At 42.9% G+C, this 20196-nt stretch carries 19 protein-coding genes, 1 tRNA gene and 1 pseudogene; 10 read left to right on the plus strand and 11 right to left on the minus strand.

Features of this window, described 5'->3' with window-relative positions; all coding sequences use genetic code 11:
- The 4 genes from HY960_11750 to HY960_11765 form a co-directional block, all read right to left on the minus strand.
- On the minus strand, positions 1-2106 hold the full coding sequence (locus HY960_11750) for a SpoIIE family protein phosphatase (protein ID MBI5216417.1): 2106 nt from the start codon (positions 2104-2106) through the stop codon (positions 1-3).
- A gap of 36 nt (positions 2107-2142) precedes the next feature.
- Complete coding sequence (locus tag HY960_11755) at positions 2143-3492, minus strand: MATE family efflux transporter (protein ID MBI5216418.1); 1350 nt, start codon at positions 3490-3492, stop codon at positions 2143-2145.
- A gap of 208 nt (positions 3493-3700) precedes the next feature.
- Positions 3701-4399: a tetratricopeptide repeat protein gene (locus tag HY960_11760; protein MBI5216419.1), complete on the minus strand. Its 699-nt coding sequence runs from the start codon at positions 4397-4399 to the stop codon at positions 3701-3703.
- Between the two features lie 96 nt (positions 4400-4495).
- A tRNA-Arg gene (locus tag HY960_11765) sits at positions 4496-4569 on the minus strand.
- Positions 4570-5012: 443 nt separating this feature from the next.
- On the opposite strand from HY960_11765, the gene HY960_11770 reads away from it, so the two are divergent.
- The 10 genes and pseudogenes from HY960_11770 (at position 5013) to HY960_11815 (ending at position 10950) form a co-directional block, all read left to right on the plus strand.
- Entirely contained in the window at positions 5013-5255 is a 243-nt protein-coding gene (locus HY960_11770; GenBank protein ID MBI5216420.1) for a hypothetical protein, read from the plus strand.
- 489 nt (positions 5256-5744) lie between these two features.
- On the plus strand, positions 5745-6188 hold the full coding sequence (gene rplM / locus HY960_11775; GenBank protein ID MBI5216421.1) for a 50S ribosomal protein L13: 444 nt from the start codon (positions 5745-5747) through the stop codon (positions 6186-6188).
- Between the two features lie 9 nt (positions 6189-6197).
- On the plus strand, positions 6198-6596 hold the full coding sequence (gene rpsI / locus HY960_11780) for a 30S ribosomal protein S9 (GenBank protein MBI5216422.1): 399 nt from the start codon (positions 6198-6200) through the stop codon (positions 6594-6596).
- A gap of 208 nt (positions 6597-6804) precedes the next feature.
- Entirely contained in the window at positions 6805-7548 is a 744-nt protein-coding gene (rpsB, locus tag HY960_11785) for a 30S ribosomal protein S2 (protein ID MBI5216423.1), read from the plus strand.
- A 17-nt stretch (positions 7549-7565) separates the two neighbouring features.
- Complete coding sequence (gene tsf / locus HY960_11790; protein ID MBI5216424.1) at positions 7566-8168, plus strand: translation elongation factor Ts; 603 nt, start codon at positions 7566-7568, stop codon at positions 8166-8168.
- Between the two features lie 49 nt (positions 8169-8217).
- On the plus strand, positions 8218-8973 hold the full coding sequence (locus HY960_11795) for a UMP kinase (GenBank protein MBI5216425.1): 756 nt from the start codon (positions 8218-8220) through the stop codon (positions 8971-8973).
- Between the two features lie 42 nt (positions 8974-9015).
- Positions 9016-9573 (plus strand): ribosome recycling factor, encoded by a 558-nt coding sequence (gene frr / locus HY960_11800; GenBank protein ID MBI5216426.1) that lies wholly within the window; start codon positions 9016-9018, stop codon positions 9571-9573.
- 115 nt (positions 9574-9688) lie between these two features.
- Positions 9689-9910 (plus strand): annotated as a pseudogene (locus HY960_11805) (PspC domain-containing protein).
- A 222-nt stretch (positions 9911-10132) separates the two neighbouring features.
- Entirely contained in the window at positions 10133-10408 is a 276-nt protein-coding gene (locus tag HY960_11810; protein ID MBI5216427.1) for a PspC domain-containing protein, read from the plus strand.
- A gap of 11 nt (positions 10409-10419) precedes the next feature.
- Positions 10420-10950, plus strand: a complete 531-nt coding sequence (locus HY960_11815; protein ID MBI5216428.1) for a hypothetical protein — start codon at positions 10420-10422, stop codon at positions 10948-10950.
- Between the two features lie 143 nt (positions 10951-11093).
- On the opposite strand, the gene polA is transcribed toward HY960_11815, so the two are convergent.
- The 7 genes from polA to HY960_11850 are packed head-to-tail and all read right to left on the minus strand — an operon-like array spanning position 11094 to position 20190.
- Positions 11094-13967, minus strand: coding sequence for a DNA polymerase I (polA, locus tag HY960_11820; protein MBI5216429.1), 2874 nt, complete (start codon positions 13965-13967; stop codon positions 11094-11096).
- A gap of 7 nt (positions 13968-13974) precedes the next feature.
- Positions 13975-14667, minus strand: a complete 693-nt coding sequence (locus tag HY960_11825) for a hypothetical protein (GenBank protein MBI5216430.1) — start codon at positions 14665-14667, stop codon at positions 13975-13977.
- 16 nt (positions 14668-14683) lie between these two features.
- On the minus strand, positions 14684-16273 hold the full coding sequence (locus tag HY960_11830) for an ATP-binding protein (GenBank protein ID MBI5216431.1): 1590 nt from the start codon (positions 16271-16273) through the stop codon (positions 14684-14686).
- 9 nt (positions 16274-16282) lie between these two features.
- Positions 16283-17515, minus strand: coding sequence for a serine/threonine-protein phosphatase (locus HY960_11835; protein MBI5216432.1), 1233 nt, complete (start codon positions 17513-17515; stop codon positions 16283-16285).
- Between the two features lie 21 nt (positions 17516-17536).
- Positions 17537-18397 (minus strand): lipoyl synthase, encoded by an 861-nt coding sequence (lipA, locus tag HY960_11840; protein MBI5216433.1) that lies wholly within the window; start codon positions 18395-18397, stop codon positions 17537-17539.
- A gap of 48 nt (positions 18398-18445) precedes the next feature.
- The gene (locus HY960_11845) at positions 18446-18808 is read right to left on the minus strand and encodes a four helix bundle protein (GenBank protein MBI5216434.1); all 363 of its coding nucleotides are present in this window, start codon (positions 18806-18808) and stop codon (positions 18446-18448) included.
- A gap of 47 nt (positions 18809-18855) precedes the next feature.
- A complete protein-coding gene (locus tag HY960_11850; protein ID MBI5216435.1) occupies positions 18856-20190 on the minus strand; it encodes a 2-oxo acid dehydrogenase subunit E2 in 1335 nt (444 codons plus the stop codon).
- Positions 20191-20196 lie beyond the last annotated feature (6 nt).

Genomic DNA, 20196 nt, shown 5'->3' on the forward strand with positions numbered 1-20196 from the left:
CTACAAAATTGTTGATGGTTTTCGCCATTTGAGAACAACGAGCGTCAAATCATCTTCCGGCGGCTGATGTCCCATGTGCGTATCCACCGCGGTAATGATTGCATCGCGTATTTCAATAGCATTATTGTTGCGTACGGTCTTCCCAATTTCGAGCAACGGGTCATATCCGAATTCTTCGCCTGACGATTGTCGCGCTTCCGTAATTCCATCGGTAAATAACACGGCAACATCACCCGGCTGCATTTGAATTTCTTCTTCTGCTAGCGTGAGGGCAAAGAAATCCGGACTTCCCATTCCAAGACCGAGACCTTTCGGTTGAACAAACCGTACGTTGTTTTCTGCAATATACAACATTGGACAATGTCCTGCACGTGCGACCTGTAACTTTCCGGTTCGTAAATCAAGTACGATATAAATAACACTAATGAACCAACGCTTGTCTATTGTTTCTGCAAGAGCCGCGTGCGCTTTGATGAGAAACTCTTTCGGCGAACGATAAATCTTACTGAGCGATTGGAATATTCCTTTCATCTCTGCCATGTAGAACGCCGCAGAAACTCCTTTACCCGAAACATCACCGACAATAATTCCAAGATGATGTTCATCGAGCATCGTGTAATCATAATAATCGCCGCCGACCTCGAACGCCGGAGTTGAGAGGGCTTCGATTTCCACTTCTTTGAAGTCGGGCAAGATTTGCGGCAGGAGTTTCTTCTGCATCTCCTGTGCGACCATCATTTCGCGAAGCAATCGTTCGCGCTCTAATGATTTTTCAATCAAACGCGAATTATCAATCGCAATTGTCGCCTGGTCGGCAAACGCGGTGATGACATCAACATCGTCTTTATCAAAACCATACGCTATATCTTTCGTCGCATATAAAATGCCGATGAAATTATCGTGCGATTGTAACGGGACAATAACCAATGAACCTATTTTATGTTTGATGTCAGAGAGATGTTCGGTCCGTTTGTCATTTTCGACATCATCAATAACAAGCGCTTTCCGGGTTTGAAGAACCGTATCACGGAGTGAACTTCCGTTTGCCGAAACAATTTCTGTCACTTCACTATGGGAAATGTTTTTCAATCCGACAGTCTCAATATTATTATCATGAATTCCTGAAAGCGAAATTGTTCTTGTGCTGGATTCTTTAATGATTTCAAGCCACGAACTTTTTGCCTGAACAACGTCAAGCGTCATCCTCGTTACCGATTCCACTAACTCATTGAAATCAAACACTTGCGTTACAAGGCGACTGAGATTGTGGAGCGATGTCACTTCCGTCATTTTTCTGTCGAATGCTTCGGCAGTCGGCAGATGGAACAACGTACTGAGAAATGTCATTCCGAAATAGATTGTTGAGAAGACACTGATGCTTGAACAGAACGACTTGAGCGGCGGCGAATAAAACAGCAACGATTTACCAACCATCGAACTGCTCAACAGCATAATATCAAAACCGATGAAAATGCAGAACAGTATGAACCCAAACAGCATCGTAAACATCTTCTCCCGTTTTGTAAGATAAACAATCCACGAAAGCCGGAAGGCGTTCATCAACATCGCCGTTATGGTCAGCGCAAATAATATGGAAGTGAGGATACTTGTATCTAATGGTTCAGCGGCAAACGAAGTGAGTGATGTTACCAACAACAATGCCGTAAGAAGCAGGAAATTTCGTCGCGTCCCTTTTCTTCGTTTTGAGAGAATGATGTCGCGTACGCTGAGAAAAATAATAATCATCAACGCGCCAACAACGATACCCAAAATGTTGGCAAGGACAACAACATCGAACCCTAACGGTATGAGTGAATATCCTTTGATGTCGAAATCACTGTTGGGGATGAATGATAAAACCAACATGGCAATACCAATCACGATTGAGAGAACAAGCCCGAACCCTAATTTCTTCACCGGACTTTGTTCCCGCTTCCACATTGATTCTATCAATAAATAAAATAACACGAAGGCAACGATAAGCAGAACATCGCGGATTACTCCAAGCCATCCCATCTCTATGTCAAGACTTCGCCGGATGAGGTCGCCGATAAAAACAAGAACCAACAACCCTGCCGATGTTAACAGCAGGAATGCTTTTTTCAATTTTGTCCGAAGGGCAGTCACAGGTTCTTGATAAAGTTATATTTTATGATGTAGCCAAGCAAATGAACGAAACTTGGTGAAGTTCAATAACGTGAAGAAAATAACGTACACCGGAAGCGCAAGCCATGCACCAAGAATACCGCCGCCTAATACGATGGCGAATACATAAGCGACCGGTAAAAAGAGAATCCAATGTGTGATGATTTCAACTACCATAACATAAACAGTCGCGCCGCCTGCTTGCAACGCGTTCGCGAAAACAATTCCGGCTCCATACAGCATCTGTGCGACACCTGCTACTTGGAGAACCGGTCTCGCGACCTCAGTCACTTCATCATTTGTTGTGATGAGAATGATAATTGTGTCCGGTACAAGAAGGAAAAGTAATCCCACAACTATTGTAAAGATTGTTCCGATTTTCGCCGCTTCAAATCCATAACGATGCGCGTTTCCTTTGTCGCCTTTTCCGATAGATTGACCGACGAGCGTTTGCGTCGCTATACCAAGTCCAAAGCAGGGCATCATAGAAATAAACAACGCGGTTATTACAACCTGACTCGCTGCTTGTTCCATCACACCGATAATTCCTGTAATTGCAAGAAACACAAGAAATCCGAGCAGGATAAGAATGTTTTGAAGTGAAACGGGAATCGAAATTTTAACAATCTGTGCGATAATATCTTTTGAAATCTTCAAACCTGAAAAATACCCATACTGTTTTCGATATTCGCGCATGAAAGTTACACCGACAAAGAAAAAAAAGCCAATAATTAAACTTAGTGAATATCCGACTCCCGCTCCTGCAAGCTCCATTTTCGGGAAACCGAACGCTCCGAAAATAAATACATAATTGAAGAAAATGTTGAAAATATTTATTACGATTGCCGATTGCATGAACACCTTTGTTCGTCCGATACCATAGAAAAATCCCCGATACGAAACAGTGAGCAGAAAAAATGGGAGTCCGAGAAATTGATACTTCATATACTCCGCACCGACTCGACCAACCGTAGAATCTTTTGCAAAAACATCCATGAGTGGTGTTGAAAGAAAATATCCGATAACTCCGAAGATGGTTCCAAGCACCAATGAAATGAGAAGCGAATTGTTAAGGACCTGACCGACTCCCTCGAAATTTCCTTCACCATGTCTTCGTGCTGTCAGCACGTGAGTTCCCGTACTGAAACTTGAGAAGAAACTTGTCAACGCCCACGTGCCAAGCAAACCCAAGCCCATCGCCGCAAGTTGGATGTGTGAATTCTCTAACCTACCGACCATTGCCGTATTCACCAACGAGACAACCATCTGCGATGAAAGTCCGGTGATTGCAGGCGCCGCAAGTGTAAGAATTTCTCTTGCATAAACTTTATCAGGAAGTAACTTCATTCAGTCAAAATCGTGTGAGCCAAAGTAGGAATTTTCTTTTTGAAATCACAACTTACCGGATGCTCGATGCTGGATACTGGATGCTGGATTCTCGATTTATGATTGTTGATTCAAGATAAAACATCAAGCATCGAGCATCAAGTATCAAGAAACAAAAAACCCATTCGTTGAGTGAATGGGTTTCGAAAATCTATAAACCGGTTACGAGTTATGACGAGTACTCAGCAATAAGCCTGTCAATGTCGCGCGCTTGGGTTGATTGAGGAAATTCTTTCTTGATGCGCTTGCAAAGATTGAGCGCCTTTTCCTTCTCTCCTTTCGCACTGTAATTCCGAGCGGCTGATTGGAGATACTCCGGTGTGTTCACCGATTGGAATCCTGCCGCTTTTTCAAAGTTCGATGCGGCTTCTTCAAAATTTCCTTTTGCTTCATAACATGCGGCAACGCCGGCAATCGCTGATGCACTTAATAACGGGTCGCTTGAACTGAAATCATCAAACATTTTCATCGCTTCATCAATATTGCCTGTTGCATAATATGCATTTGCGAGATAAAAGCCAGCCAATTCACCGGAAGGTGAGCCGCCATAATTCTCAACGATGGCTTTCAATCCCATGACATTCTTTTCCGGGATTCCGTTGATGGCAAGATTGTACTGGTTTACATCGCTTGCGCCGGCATCATAGTACGAAAACACTTTTCCAAGTTCTGTCGCGGCTTTCTCGTTGTTTGCATTTCGATTGTTGACAAAAATAATTATCAACACCGCCAGCACGATAACTCCTGTTGTCACATAACTGACCAACTTTTTGTTTTCTTCATACCACATCAAAAACTTGCTGTATGAAGTAACAAGTGCATCCTCTTTTAATTCTTTCTTTGTAATTTTCTTTTTAGGTGTAAGCATCTAAATAATTTTCCTTAATGATGTAATATTACAGAATCGGGGGTAAACAAGTACGAACTAATCCGCAATTGGCATTCCGCAATTCGAAATGAGTAGTACGCCCGATGCGATTCGAACGCATGACCTTCAGCTCCGGAGGCTGACGCTCTATCCAGCTGAGCTACGGGCGCATGTACTTTAGTGATTCGTTAATTAGTTAATTGGTGATTTGAAGTAAGTGATATTGTTTATTTATTCAAATTCACTAAGTAACTAATCACTAATTAACCATTTAACTAAATTGCGGTGCAAATATACCAAAATATGGCTTGAGTGACAAACGACTCTTTGCATTTCAAACCTATTTGTAGTTTCTTTCACTGTAGGGGGCTGTCTCAAAAGTTGATAGGACAGGCATTCCTGCCTGTCACGTTTGTGAATATGATAAGTTTTCGACAGACAAGAAGGTCTGTCCTACCGTCATTTGTGCCTTATGAGACAGCCCCTTCCATATCAAAAAACGCAGACATAAAGTCTGCGGCTACTCATATCGGACTTTTTGGACAACCTCTTACCACTTAGTTATTGAAAACATGCCCATACAGACAAAAATACAGTCGGATAACTTAGTTTTATGCCCGAAAAAGAATCTTTTGTTTCAGGAAAACAATCTTTTATGTCAAGAAAAGAATCTTTTATTTCGGGAAAAGATATTGTTTTGCCGGAAAAAGATTATAAACTTGCCATGAAACATTATTTTATACCCAAAAAAGATTCTTTTATTTCGGGAAAAAATAATGTTATGCCGGAAAAAGATTATAAAACTGCCATGAAACATTATTTTATTCCTGAAGAAAATAATGTTCTTCAGGAATAAAATTATTTATTTTGGGAAAAAGATAATTTTATACAGGAAAAACTTCCGGAAATACCGGAGAAAAATTATTTATTTCAGGAAAAAAATAGATTTATTCTGGAAATAATTTATTTTATTTGGGAATAAATTAAATAAATACGCGTATTTCAAGGAAAAATATGCATGTTTTGGGAAAAAATACCTTTATTTTGGTTTGTTTTTGAGGATTTGTAGAAAAATCAAGGCAAACAGATTGCTACTCAAATAAAATTCAAAGGAATGTGCTCTAAAATCCTCTACGCCAGCAGATATCTTCATGTTCTCATATTTCCAGTATTATCATCCTTTCATCTCGAACCACGAACCGCGAACCCCTAACCTCTAACCAATTAACCACTCACCAATCAACTACTCACTAACCCAAGTTGTCTTTCATCAAAAATTTCAGTATTTTTGTGAGCCTTTTTTCGGCAACCTTTTCAAATTTTTTCAATTTAAGGACTTTTTTAAGTGGCTTTAGCTCAAAGACTCACTCATTCGTTCAGAACGGATGAAATAACAAAGAAATGGTACATCGTTGATGCTGAGGGGAAAACTCTCGGTCGGATTGCATCGCGTGTTGCCAGCATTTTGTACGGAAAACATAAACCGCAATTTACTCCCAATGCCGACACAGGCGATTTTGTTGTCATTATCAATGCCGATAAAGTAAGAATAACCGGTAAGCGTGCGGAATTGAAAACGTACTTCCATCATACGCTTTATCCCGGCGGCGCAACGGTTGAGGAATTCAAAAATCTCATTAAAACAAAGCCGGAAAAAGTATTTATGCATGCTGTGAAAGGGATGATTCCTCACAACCGTCTTGGCGCTCAAGTTATTAAAAAGTTGAAAGTGTATCGTGGAACGGAGCATCCGCATCAGGCACAACAACCCGAAGTTCTCAGTTTTTAAGGAGTAGGAATGCACAGTCATCATCATGTAGAAGTAACTGTTGGACGCCGGAAAACGGCAGTCGCCCGAGTAACCGTGTTAGCCGGAAGCGGGAAAATCACCATCAACAACAAATCACTCGAACAATTTTTCCCGGTTGATACACAACAGGCAGAAGTGTTATTGCCTTTCGTTGCAACCGAAACAAGCGGGCAATATGATGTCAACGTCAATGTGGACGGAGGCGGAGTAAATGGTCAGGCAGGAGCGATTAAATTAGCAATTGCAAGAGCATTAGTAACCAGCAACGAAGAGTTTCGTTCAAAACTTCGCACGTTCGGATTGTTGACCCGCGACCCGAGAATGGTCGAACGTAAGAAATACGGGCAGAAGAAGGCTCGTAAGAGATTCCAATTCTCGAAACGTTAGTCTTCGATGTGGGATGTGCGATATGAGATATTATTTCATATCACATATCGCACAACTCATAACATTTTAATTAAATCAAACATACTTCCCGATCAAATCGGCAGTGTCCCGCTCCTCAGCGAGGTGCGGGATTCCGAAATGAAATGACGGAAGTAGAAGTCTACAACTTGTAGAGAAAACTAAACAAATAACCAAGGAGAAATACCAAATGCCACGTGTAGAATTACTGGACTTGCTCAACGCAGGTTCTCATTTCGGACACCTCACCCGCCGTTGGAACCCGAAGATGAAACCATACATCTTCATGGAACGGAACGGGATTCATATCCTCGACCTCAAAAAAACACAAATGCTTGTTGAAGAAGCATGCAACGCCATTGCAAAGATTTCTGCCGAAGGAAAACGAATTTTATTCGTCGGTACGAAACAGCAAGCCGGTTCGGTCATTGAAGAAGAAGCAAAGCGATGCGGACAGTTTTATGTCTCGGTCCGTTGGCTTGGCGGAATGTTAACCAACTTCACCACCATTCGTAAGAGCGTGAAACGTCTCACGAACATCGAAAAGATGGAAACAGACGGAACGTATGATAAAATCACCAAGAAAGAAATCCTGACACTCGATAGAGAAAAAGCAAAATTACAGGAAATACTTTCCGGCGTGGTTGAAATGACGAGACTTCCCGGCGCATTATTCGTCGTTGATATTAAGAAAGAAGATATCGCGGTGAAAGAAGCAAAGCGACTCGGAATTCCCGTGTTTGCAATCGTTGATACGAATTGCGACCCGTCAGATATTGATTACGTCATCCCGGCAAACGATGACGCAATAAAATCAATTCAGGTAATAACCAAAGCAATTACCGATGCGGTTCTCGAAGGCGGAGAACGAACATCTGCACAATTTGAAGGCGCAGATATTCAGGCATTGGAAGAAAAAGAATCAGAAGAATAAATAAACAGAAATTGAACATGGAAATCACAGCAGAAATTGTAAAAAAATTACGCGACCAGACCGGAGCCGGAATGATGGACTGCAAGAAAGCGCTTGCAGAAACCAACGGCAATTTTGAAAAAGCAATCGAGTACCTTCGGAAGAAAGGCGCTGCCACTGCCGAGAAGCGCGCAGACCGCGCAACAAAGCAAGGCGTGGTTGAAGCATATATTCACGCAGGCGGACGTATCGGGACGATGGTCGAATTGAATTGTGAATCGGATTTCGTCGCGAAGACTGAAGAATTCAAAGCGCTCGCCAAAGATATTGCAATGCAGATTGCGGCGATGAACCCGTTGTATATTTCCCGTGAACATGTTTCTAAGGAAATCATCGAGCGGGAAATGGAAATTTACCGGACGCAGGCACGGAACGAAAAGAAGCCGGACGCAGTCGTCGAAAAAATTTCCGAAGGACGATTGGAAAAATATTTCCAGGAATTTTGTCTTATCGAACAATCCTTCATTCGTGAATCAAGCAAAACAATAAAAGATTTGATTCTTGAGATGATGGGAAAGACTGGAGAGAAAATATCCATCAGTCGTTTTCAACGCTATCATTTAGGCGAAACAAGTCAGTAAAAGATGAAGGTCTCAATTCAATGAGACCTTTTTTGTATATAGTTGAAGTATGAGTACGAAACCAAAATACAAACGCATTCTTCTCAAAGTCAGCGGCGAAGCGTTGATGGGAAACAAAGACTTCGGCATTGACTCGACCGTGTTGAAGTGGTACGCAGAAGAAATTCACAGCATCCGCGAACTCGGCGTTGAAATCGGGATTGTCATTGGCGGCGGAAATATTTACCGAGGCGTCGAAAATTCTTCCGACGGCGTTGATAAAGTTACCGGCGACCAGATGGGAATGTTGGCAACGATTATCAACGGCTTGGCATTGCAAAGCGCACTGGAACATCACGGAGTGTTCACACGCCTACTGAGTTCCATCAACATGGAAGAAATTGCAGAACCGTTTATCCGTCGGAGAGCAATCCGGCATTTGGAAAAAGGACGCGTGGTTATCTTCGGCGCAGGGACAGGCAACCCGTACTTTACAACCGACACCGCCGCCGCGTTACGTGCAGTTGAACTTCACGCCGATGTCATCATCAAAGGGACACGTGTAGATGGCGTGTATGATTCCGACCCGGAGAAAAATCCGAAGGCAACAATGTTCCACGAAATTTCTTATGAAGATGTGTATGAGAAAAATCTCCGCATCATGGACCTCACGGCAATAACACTCTGCAAAGAAAACGATATGCCGATTGTTGTTTTCAACATGAACAAGCGCGGGAATCTTCTGCATCTCATTCAAGGAAAAAAGGTCGGAACGCTTGTTTCACCGGAAGTGAAGTCGCTGAAAAAGACATCGAAGAGAAAATGAGTTTCTAATAATTCTTATTTGAGAACATATAGAAAGCATTCTATGATAAAAACAATCATGAAAGAAATCGAAGATAAAATGCACAAGGCTGTCGAAGTCGTTCGACAGGAATTTTCAAAAATCCGAACCGGGAAAGCAACAACCGGTTTACTCGACATGGTGAAGGTTGATTATTATGGTCAACACATGCCGCTGAAACAAGTTGCTAATTTAGGCGTGCTCGATGTTCACACACTCAGCATCACGCCGTGGGAAAAAACGATGGCGCAACCGATTGAAAAAGCAATCCTTGCCGCCAATCTCGGATTCAATCCCATTAATGACGGAACGATTATCCGAGTTCCTATACCGCCTCTGAACGAAGAACGGCGAAAGGAACTCGTCAAACTTGTAAAAAAGTTTGCTGAGGAAGGAAAGATATCAATCCGTAATATCCGCCGGGATGGAATAGAAAAATTAAAAAAAGCGGAGAAAGACGAACACTTCTCTGAGGATGAACGTAAGCGTGGCGAACAGGATGCTCAGAAGTTCACCGATAAATTTATCAAAGACATTGATGCGTTAGTCGTTCAAAAAGAAAAAGAAATCATGGAAGTGTAATCCATATAGTAACAATCTGCAAAGCCGATTCTCAATCGTTCGAGATTCGGCTTTCTCTTTTTCACCAACTCGAACTGTAACATGAATAACTCTTTTGCCGTAAGCAAGTGTAGCAATGACTGAAAATCAACCATATAACCCGGAAACGAACGCCACGCAACCATCGCCGAGACGACTGTATAAATCTCGTCGAGACAAAATGATTGATGGCGTATGCGGCGGAATTGCGGAATATTTTGAAATTGACCCGACGATTGTTCGGATTCTTTGGGTGTTGATTACGCTTGCCGGCGGTTCGGGAATCTTCCTCTACATTGCCGCAATGATAGTCATGCCTGCAAATCCTGAACATATCGGATTCAATACTTATGGTCAAGCAAATCATCGGACTAAGTTTGACCACCGACGCTTTTGGGGAATCCTTCTGATATTGTTGGGCGCATTTATTTTGATTAGTAATCTCGGAATATTCGCGGCGTTCTCGTGGTGGAGTATTTCATGGAAAGTGATTTTCCCGCTTACAATTATTGCAGCAGGCATTGCTTTAATTTTAGTCGAGATGAAAAATCGTTCTCATGCACAATCACCGATAACGGATTCAACCAGCACGGAAACTCCTTTTACGCCGACACCGAAGAAAGAACTCGTCCGCTCGATTCGTGACAGAAAAATTTTCGGCGTGTGCGGCGGCGTTGCAAAGTACCTCGGAATTGATTCGACGATTGTCCGGATTGTGTATTTAGTTCTCGTCTTTGCTTCATTCGGTTGGGGATTATTGCTGTACATTATCCTCACACTTCTGATGCCCGAAGAAAAACCAACTATTACAACCTAAAGGTTCAATGTATGCACAAACAAAATTTTTCATGGTTTGGAATTGCGCTTATAGTTTTCGGCGCGTTACTTTTGCTTATCAAAACCGACCTCCTCGATATTGATTTCTCCCAAGTAATATGGGCGGGATTGATGGTGTTAGGTCTTGGAATTGTTGTACAGGGTTTTTCCCGTGATAAACGAGGGAAGGTGTTTTGGGGAACGGTCTTGTTTCTGTACAGTTTATATTTCTTTCTCCACGAATTTGAATTTATTGAATACTACCATCACATCTTCCTCCCATCAACGATGATTATTTTCGGGATTGCTTTCTTCATGTTGTTCATCAGCAATGTGCGTGAGTGGGCTTTGATCATTCCATCGGTCTTCTTCATCGGGATTGGTGGTGCGTTTCTTCTCTCCGAGTTAGGCTATGTTGATTGTGACGAAGTGTGGAGTACGATGTGGGCGTATTGGCCCGTTCTTTTAATTGCTGTCGGACTTGGAATTCTCATCAAGCGAAGAACGCCAACTCAACCTCCTCCTCCTTCGGCTATAATGTAATGATTGAAATGTTTAACCACTAAGAACACAAAGTCATACACGAAGTACCACAAAGAACAGGTGGTTTTTGGAACAACGCTCAATCCCTAACCGGGTAATTCAGATTGGGATTTTTGTTCTAATGATGACAAGTGCATAACACCCTAATGCGCTTCAAACCAATTCCTTCCGGCATTAATTTCCACTTCGACCGGCACGGAAAGAGGAAGCGCTTCTTTCATTCCTTGAATAATTAACTTCTTCCCTGCCTCAACATCGTTCTTGGAAGATTCAAAAACCAATTCATCGTGAACTTGCAGTAACATCTGAATCTTCAATCCTGAATCAATAATCATTTTATGAATTCGAATCATTGCAAGTTTAATCATGTCTGCCGCCGTTCCTTGAATCGGCATGTTAATCGCCTGACGTTCTGCGTTGCCGCGAATGCTTTGATTTTTATTATTGATGTCGGGAAAGAATCGTCGGCGACCGAGAAGCGTTGAAACGTATCCCGTCTGTCGTGCTTGCGCAATCGTTGCATCAATATACTGTCGCACGTTCGGGAAGCGTTCGAAATATTTAGCAATAATTTCTTTCGCTTCCGACTGAGCGATGTCCAACCGGTTCGCCAACCCGAAGGCGCCAATGCCATACATGATTCCGAAATTCACTTCCTTCGCTTTTCGCCTCATGTCGCGAGTAACATCAGAGAGATTTACGCCAAACACTTTTGCGGCAGTCGTTGCATGAATATCTTCATGATTGTTGAATGCATCCTTCAACCCTTCATCACCCGAAACATGCGCCATCACACGCAATTCGATTTGAGAATAATCGGCAGAAATAATCAGCCAATCAGGTTTGCCGGGAATAAACGCTTTCCGAATACTTCTCCCGATTTCCGTCCGAATGGGAATGTTCTGTATGTTCGGGTCGCTGCTTGAGAGTCGCCCGGTCGCGGCGATTGTTTGATTAAACGACGTATGGACACGCCCCGTTTTCGGGTTGATTAATGTCGGCAGTGCATCAACATACGTTGACTTTAGTTTTTGAAGTTGACGCTGTTCCAACAATTTTTCGATGATGGCATGTTGATGTCGCAACGTTTCGAGAACAGCAACATCGGTTGAATATCCGGTCTTCGTCTTCTTCACCGGCGGGAGTTTGAGTTTATCGAAGAGAATTTTTCCAAGTTGCTGAGTCGAGTTGATGTTGAACTTCTCCCCTGCGTCATGATAAATATCTCTCGTCAGGTTTTCGAGCATCCGTTCGAGTTCTTTCGATAAATCAGAAAGAAATTGTGTGTCGAGTTTGACTCCGGCAAGTTCCATGTCTGTCAGAACCGGCACTAAAGGGAACTCTACCTCTTCGCACAGTTGTAACAGATTCTGTTTCTCCAACTTCTGTTGTAACGTTTCATACAAACGAAATGTGATGTCAGCATCTTCGGCAGAATACGTTGCGACTTTCTCCGACTCAATCTCCCAAAGTTCCTTCCGGTCTTTTCCTGTTCCGACCAAATCATCATACGAAATTGTTTTGTAGCGGAGATGTTCTGTCGCCATGTCGTCCATGTTATGTTGTCCGTCGGGACGCAAAACATAATTAGCAACCATCGTATCGAATTCGATTCCCTCAACGTTCACTCCATGCGATGCAAGCACGAGCACATCGTACTTGATATTTTGTCCGACCTTTTTGATTTTGGGATTCTGAAATATCGGAGAGAGTTTATTAAGAACAAGGTCGGCTGGTAACCCTTCCGTGATTACGGATTGCGGATTGTCCTGCCCGCCTGCGGCTGGTGAAATTTTGGATTGATTTTCTGATTGTTCGAATAAACCAAATCCAACATTATCAACTTGTAACTTTTCACTCTTAACTTGTAACTGTACCGGAACGTAATACGCTTCTCTCGCCTTCACCGAAAATGACATTCCCACAAGTTCCGCTTTCAGTGCATCGGTTGATGTTGTTTCCGTATCAAACACGAACAACTTCGATTTTGAAAGAACGCTGAGAAGTTGAGCAAGTTCCTTTTCTGTTTTGATGATGTGATGAACATGTTCATCGGTTTCAATGGTCGCTTGTTCAAGTTCAGCAACATCAAAACTGACATCTTCCTGAACCTGAATGGAGAGATTGGAAAGTTTTCTCAACAACGATTTGAATTCCAACCCGGAGAGAAGTTTGATGAGTTTTTGATTATCGTGCGGTTGAGTTTTCAAATCCTTGATTGATGCTTCAATCGGAACTTTTGTTTCGATGGTGACAAGTCGTTTGGAAAGAAGTGCAAGTTCGCGATTGTTTTTCAGTTTCTCCCGAACTCCTTTTGCGGAAATCTTCTCAACGTTCTCCAACAAATTCTCAATCGTTCCATACTCGCGGATAAGCGGGATAGCGGTCTTCTCCCCGATGCCCGGAACGCCCGGAACATTATCGGACGAATCGCCGATAAGACCGAGAACTTCAATGACCTTCTCAGGCTCAACACCGAATTTCTGCATCACGCCGGTTTCATCCACAATTTCCCATTCGTCACCGCTCTTTCCCGGCTTGAAGATTTTCACCAACGGCGAAATCAATTGCATGAAATCTTTATCGCTCGTGACCAGATAGGTGAGAATCCCTTTTGCTTCTGCTTGCTTCGCCAACGTTCCCATGATGTCGTCCGCTTCGTAGCCGGGAAGTTCGAGCGACGGGACGTTGAACGCCTGCACAACTTCTTTCAGCTGTTCCAACTGAGAAGCCATGTCATCAGGCATTTTTTCGCGGGTGGCTTTGTACGGTGTGTATTCTTTGTGCCTGAATGTCGGTTCTTTCGTATCGAACACGACGGCGATGTACTCCGGCTTTTCTTCTTCTAAGATTTTGATGAGCGTATTCGTGAATCCGAAAATAGCGCTTGTGTTTTCTCCTTTTGAATTTGTCAGAGGTCGGGAGATGAAACTGAAATATGCGCGGTACGCGAGCGCCATTCCATCAAGAAGAAAGAGACGGGGAAGATTTGATGAAGTTTGAAAAGTTGTGAACATAAACTATTTAACTTTCCATACTGATAGTTTCTTTTATCCTCTCAAGAAATTTATAAAAACTATCAGTTAATTTTCCAGGCGCGTTTGTAAAACTTCCTCCTCCATAGCCACCGACAATTGGATGATAAAATCCCGTCCTCATAATTCTAATTAGTGCTGAATCTATTTCATCTTCGGTCATATGATAAATTGATAGTAATCTTGCATTTAATTTTTCCCTTATAATCGCGCTCTTTTCAACTACCTGATAAGGAAGTAGAGAAGATCTCTGAGTATGTTCCTTTTCAATATCTGCAAGTATTATTAGAAAATCAATCTCTCTCCAACTTAATTCGTCAATTATGGCAAGGTACTCTTCATATTCATCTATTGAATAATTTTCAAGTGATTCTCTTTTGCCAAAATTTAAAAGTAGGCGGGCAAATAATTGTATTTTTTCAGATCTGTATGCCCGTAATACAGCGTTAACTGTCGCGAAGTATGCATGAAGAAAATCTACTTCTTCAATTATTTCTATACTTAATTCTTTTTGACCTTTTCCTAATTCATCAAAAAATATTCTGAGTTTTTTTTCTTGAAGTTTCTGTAAATGTGTTGTAAGAGCAGCATCTACAGCAGCGATAGGTGTAATCAATTGCGCGAGACCGCGCACCAGAGGAGATTCTTGATAAATTTCTTTTAATCTTTCTACCGTATTCATGGCTCCCTCCTCTTTATTAGGCTCTGATTTGCCGCCACCAATTTTGCACTACATCCTGAACAATTGTTTCAGCATCGCGCTTTTTCCATTTTTCGAAGTACATGATGTCGGCGCCGCCGGGTTCGGGGTTAGGCTTATCGAGCATGACGCGCACGGGAATTGCGACCGAATCACCAATGATGAACGCCTCACCTTGCCGAAGTGTCGGCAGAACATCAATAAAATTCGCCTGAGATTCGGGGACGAGTTTGCGAACATACTGTTGGTCGTTCGGGTTGAGTAAACGCATCGCCACGAAGTTGTTGCACTGTGCAGTTATCGTCTCGGAAATTTCCGCCGGTCGTTGACTTACAATCATACTGCTGACGCCATACTTTCTTCCTTCTTTTGCAATTCGCTCGACCGTCTTTCGTGCGGCAGATGCGCGTCCGCTTTGCATCAAATAGGTATGTGCTTCTTCAAACACAATCAGCATCGGAAAATCGCGGCGCGCTTTGTTCCACAAATTGAAATCATAAATTACTCTGCCGAGCAGAGAAACAAGTACGTTGATAACATCAAACGGGACACGACTTAAATCCAGAATTGTTATTGTTTTATTCCCTTCAAGTCCAAGCATTTTTGTCAGCAACTGAGAAAATGTTTCCGACGAGTTGTATGTTTTCGGTTTGAACATGAACTCGTATCGTTTGTCCATCAACTTACTTTCCAACCGAACGAGAAACCGGGTGAATTGTCCGTAGAACGGTCCCTCTTTTCCGCTCAATGTTCGTTCCGTATCAAGCGCTTTCATTCGTGCGCTGACATCAAGGAAACCGAAATACACAGGTGTGTCTATGGTGATGACATCTTTCATCGTCGGGTTCTTCGCCTTCTTCGAATCCATGACTGCTTCTTTCAGCACCATCATTTGATTACTTGCCGACGCTTCTGTTTCGTCAATAAATGTTTCGACAAGTTCTTCAAAGTTCATCAGCCAATACGGAAGTTCAAGTTCCGTAATCTTGATAATGTTTTGGTCGGGAAACGCGTGTGCATATTCGCCGTGCAAATCCAAAATCATGACATGAGAATTTTCAAGCGAAGAGACTTTTTGAATGATTGTGGAAACAGTATATGATTTCCCTGAGCCGGTCGAACCGAACACAGCAATGTGTTTCCCGAAAAATTTGTTCGGGTCAATGTACAACTGTTCTTTATCAAACAGCGAGAGGGGACCAAGCGAAAAATTAAATGCACGATAGGTTGAAAAAACCGCTTCCAAATCTTTCCCTGTGGTGGCATAAATCGGACTTCCGATGACGGGCAATGCTGTAACACCTCGCTCGAACTTTCCATTCTTCAACGTTCCGAGCGGTTGAATAACAAGAAACCGCTTGCCACTGAAGTTTTTTTCAGGCGCACCGAGTCCTGAATCATACATGGAAATAATAGTGCCGATAATCATTCTCCCGGCTTCAGGGAGAAGCACATACGAACCGACCTGCCCGACACGGTATTGTTCCTGTTCGTTCCCCGAATCAATGACTACATCGTCATTTAATACACCTTCAATTTTTCCTGTGCTGATTGAAAATATTGAACCGATACTTTTTGCTTCGTTCATGATATACCCTTATTCAACTCGTTTGATTGTAACAATTGTTTTGTCGTCTGCATGCTCGGAAGACGCGCTGTATGTTTGCACATCTTCGAGCAGCAATCTCGTAATATCTTTGGCAGAATTTTTATGATGCTTTTCCATCTGCTCAACGATGCGTCGTTCACCATAAAACTCGCCCTGCTCGTTGCGCGCTTCGGAAACCCCATCCGTGTACAACAATAAAATATCCCCTTTGTTCATCAAAATATTTTCTGTTTTGAATGTCGCTTCGGGAAACGGACCGAGCATTTGCCCTGTTGTCTCTAAAAACTCATGACTTCCGGTTTGATGACGATAAACAATCGGATGATTGTGTCCGCAGTTGGCGAACAACACCAAGCCGTTTTTTGCATCAGTTAATTCACAATAAAAAAGAGAGACGAACTGCTCTTCGGAAAATGTTTGATGAACAAGCGCGTTGATACGTGACAACAGAGAACCGATTTTAGTTTGAAATGCGAAACCCATTCGCAACGCGCCAGAGACATACAACGCCTGTGCGGCGGCAGAAAATCCTTTGCTCGCTGCGTCGCCGATAACTACACCGAGACGTTCCGTATCCTGCTCGAATTGAAGATAATCAAAAAAGTCACCGCCAACAACCAAATCAGCAAGCGAAACGCCGTACAATTCGTACTTGTTAAATCGCATTTCGTGTTGCGGTAAAATGCTGCGTTGGATTTCCCTTGCTTTATCCATTTCGGCTTCGAGTTTGCGCGCTTGCCGTTCAATTTTCTTTCCGCTCAAAGCTGAGTTCAACGCTGCGCTAATAATGTTGAGCGTCGAGGTGAGATTTTCGTCAATATTATCCGCATTGAACGCCATCATGTAGCGATACAAGGTTTTGCCGCGCCACTGAATTTTTTCGCCAATCCCCGTTGCAGAATATTTCAAAATGCCGCGCTCGCGTAAATATTTGTCGTGTTCCTTCGCGAGAACGGTTCGCACCTGAGCGAGTTCGGAAAATATCGGATAGTCTTTTACCTTCACACGGAAGTTCGCGCGGATACGCTCGATTTCCCCGTCTTGAAATATCAGCGCATACGTCCCCGTTTTCGAATCGAATCTCCAAAGCCGTCCCCCCTTCATGCTTATTTCTTCATTCCTGATGACGGCTTGCAGGACGTTCTTCAACAACTCTTCCTCGTTCGTAAATGAGCGGGAAGCGATTGTTTCGATTGTGCGATAGAGTTTTCGTATTTGCATGAAATGAATGGATTGAGTGGATTATACTTGTTGCTCGGCATGATACGAACTGCGAACAAGCGGACCGGATTCGACATGCTTGAAACCTAATTCTTTTCCGACAACTTTGTAGCGATTGAATTCATCCGGATGAACGAAGCGAGCAACCGGTAAATGTTCTTTTGTCGGTTGAAGATATTGACCGATAGTGAGAATGTCGCAGTTGATTGCAGATAAATCTTTCATCACATCAACCACTTCATGTTCCTCTTCACCGATGCCAACCATCAATCCGGTTTTCGTGAGGAAACCGCGACGCTTCGAACGTTGGAGTAATTCGAGTGAACGTTCATATTTCGCCTGCGGTCTGACCGTTGTGTACAATCGCGGTACTGTTTCCATGTTATGATTCAACACATCGGGAAAAGCATCGAGAACAATATCGAGGGCGAATTCGTCTCCTCGAAAATCCGGAATCAATACTTCGACGCGGGTTCCGGGATTTACTGCACGAACCTGTTTGATTGTCTCAGCAAAAATTTGTGCGCCTCCATCGAACAATTCATCTCGGTTGACAGAAGTTATGACTGCATGTTTCACTCCCATCAATTGAACTGCCTCTGCAACACGTCGCGGTTCATCCGCATCGAGTTCCGTCGGTTTGCCGGTTTTCACTGCGCAGAAACCACAACTCCGTGTGCAAACATCACCGAGAATCATAAACGTCGCTGTTCCATGATTCCAACATTCGCCCATGTTCGGGCAACGCGCCTCTTCACACACAGTATGAAGTTTTCGTGTTTCCATCAATCCCTTCAGGCGCGAATAGTTTTCACCTCCGGGGAGTTTGGCTTTTAGCCACTCCGGTCTTCGTGGCTTTATTTCCTCAATCAACAATGTCATAAATTCTAATATCGAATTTCAAAATCCTAAACAAATCCGAAATACTAATTACTCATCCTTACCGGATGATTTTTCTAATATCGCGCCAAATATTTTCATTAACTCAGTAGATTCCTGTATAAGTTTTTCTTTCACTTCAATAAATTGTCCTTCACAAGTAATTAGTCGTAACCAATACCGAGTCTCCTTCGCTTCCTTCTTACTAATTTTGATGTGTAAAAGGAAATCCTTTTTGCCGAGTGATTCATTCGCTTCAATATAATTTGCGCCAACTGAACCCGACGACCGTACAACCTGTTTACAATATTCGATATTCGGAATAGTTTTAGGAATTACATTCACGAACTGAACAACTTGCGATGCAAATTTCTCGGTACGCTCTTCAAGGTCATATTTCTTGGGGGTTTCGATTTTAGTATTTCGAATTTGTTTAGGATTTTGAAATTAGAATTTCGGATTTAAAGAACCTGAGTTTCATCAAAATTCTCAAGTTCCTTTACAATTGCATCCATAAACGAACCGCCAAGTGCGCCATCAACGGTGCGATGGTCAAACGATAACGTGAAGTATGACATGGAACGAATGGCGATTGCATCATTGATGACAACCGGGCGTTTCTTAATCGCACCGATTCCGAGAATTGCAACTTGTGGTTGACTGATAATCGGAATCCCAACCATCGTTCCGAATACACCGTAGTTTGTTATCGTGAACGTGCCACCTTCAATATCGGCAGGTGTGAGTTTCTTCGTGCGTGTACGCGTAGCCAAATCGTTGATAGCGCGTGCCATGCCGATGAAGTTTTTCTCATCGGCATTTTTAATAACAGGAACAATTAACCCGTTTTCCGATGCGACTGCCATTCCGAGATTGATGAACTTCTTCAAAATAATTTTATCACCTTCTATAGAAGAATTGACAAGTGGATATTTCTTCAACGCTTTCACAATCGCATCGCAGATGAACGGCATGTAGGTCAGCTTGAAACCTTCACGCGCCTCAAACGCAGCGGTGTGCTTTCTCCTGTAATTATCTACCTTCGTCATGTCACATTCGTGAATTGCCTGAACGTGCGGTGATGTGTGAACGCTCTTCACCATGTGGTCTGACATTTTTTGCAAGATATTGCTCATCTGCAAAATTTCGTACTGCGGCGCAGGATATTTTTTGAGAAGTTCTCCTGCATCAACATGTTTCAACGATGTTTCCAATCGTGGCGCAGATGGCGCAGTCGAAACGGTTGGGTGTGCAGATATAGTCGGTTGCACAACGACAGTTCCCTTTTTCTTCGCATCAACATACGCGAGAATATCCTTCTTTGAAACACGTCCACCTTCACCGGTTCCGGGAAGTTGTTCAAGTTCGCTCATCGAGATTCCTTCTTCACGTGCGATGTTCAGAACAAGCGGAGAATAAAATCTACCTGTCGCGGGTTTTGCTTGTGAAGATACAACAGGTGACGCACTTGGTTGTTTTGATTCAGCAACAACCGGTTTCGCTTGTTCAACAGGTTGAGAGACCTTCGGTGTTTCGGCAGAGCCTGATGCAGACTCATCCGTATCAATTTCTGCAATCACGGTTCGGACTGCTACTGTTTTTTGTTCTTCAAACAATAATTTAGTAACGACACCTCCAACAGGAGATGGAATTTCCGAATCAACTTTGTCGGTGGAAATTTCAAGAAGCGTTTCGTCCTTCCTGACTTTATCTCCCGGTTTTTTGTGCCATTTTACAATCGTGCCTTCGGTAAGACTTTCGCCCAACTGCGGCATTACAACTTCTACTTTTGCCATGATGGT

The organism is Ignavibacteriota bacterium (assembly GCA_016212665.1).
In the GTDB taxonomy this organism is placed as follows: Bacteria; Bacteroidota; Ignavibacteria; order UBA10030; family SZUA-254; genus FW602-bin19.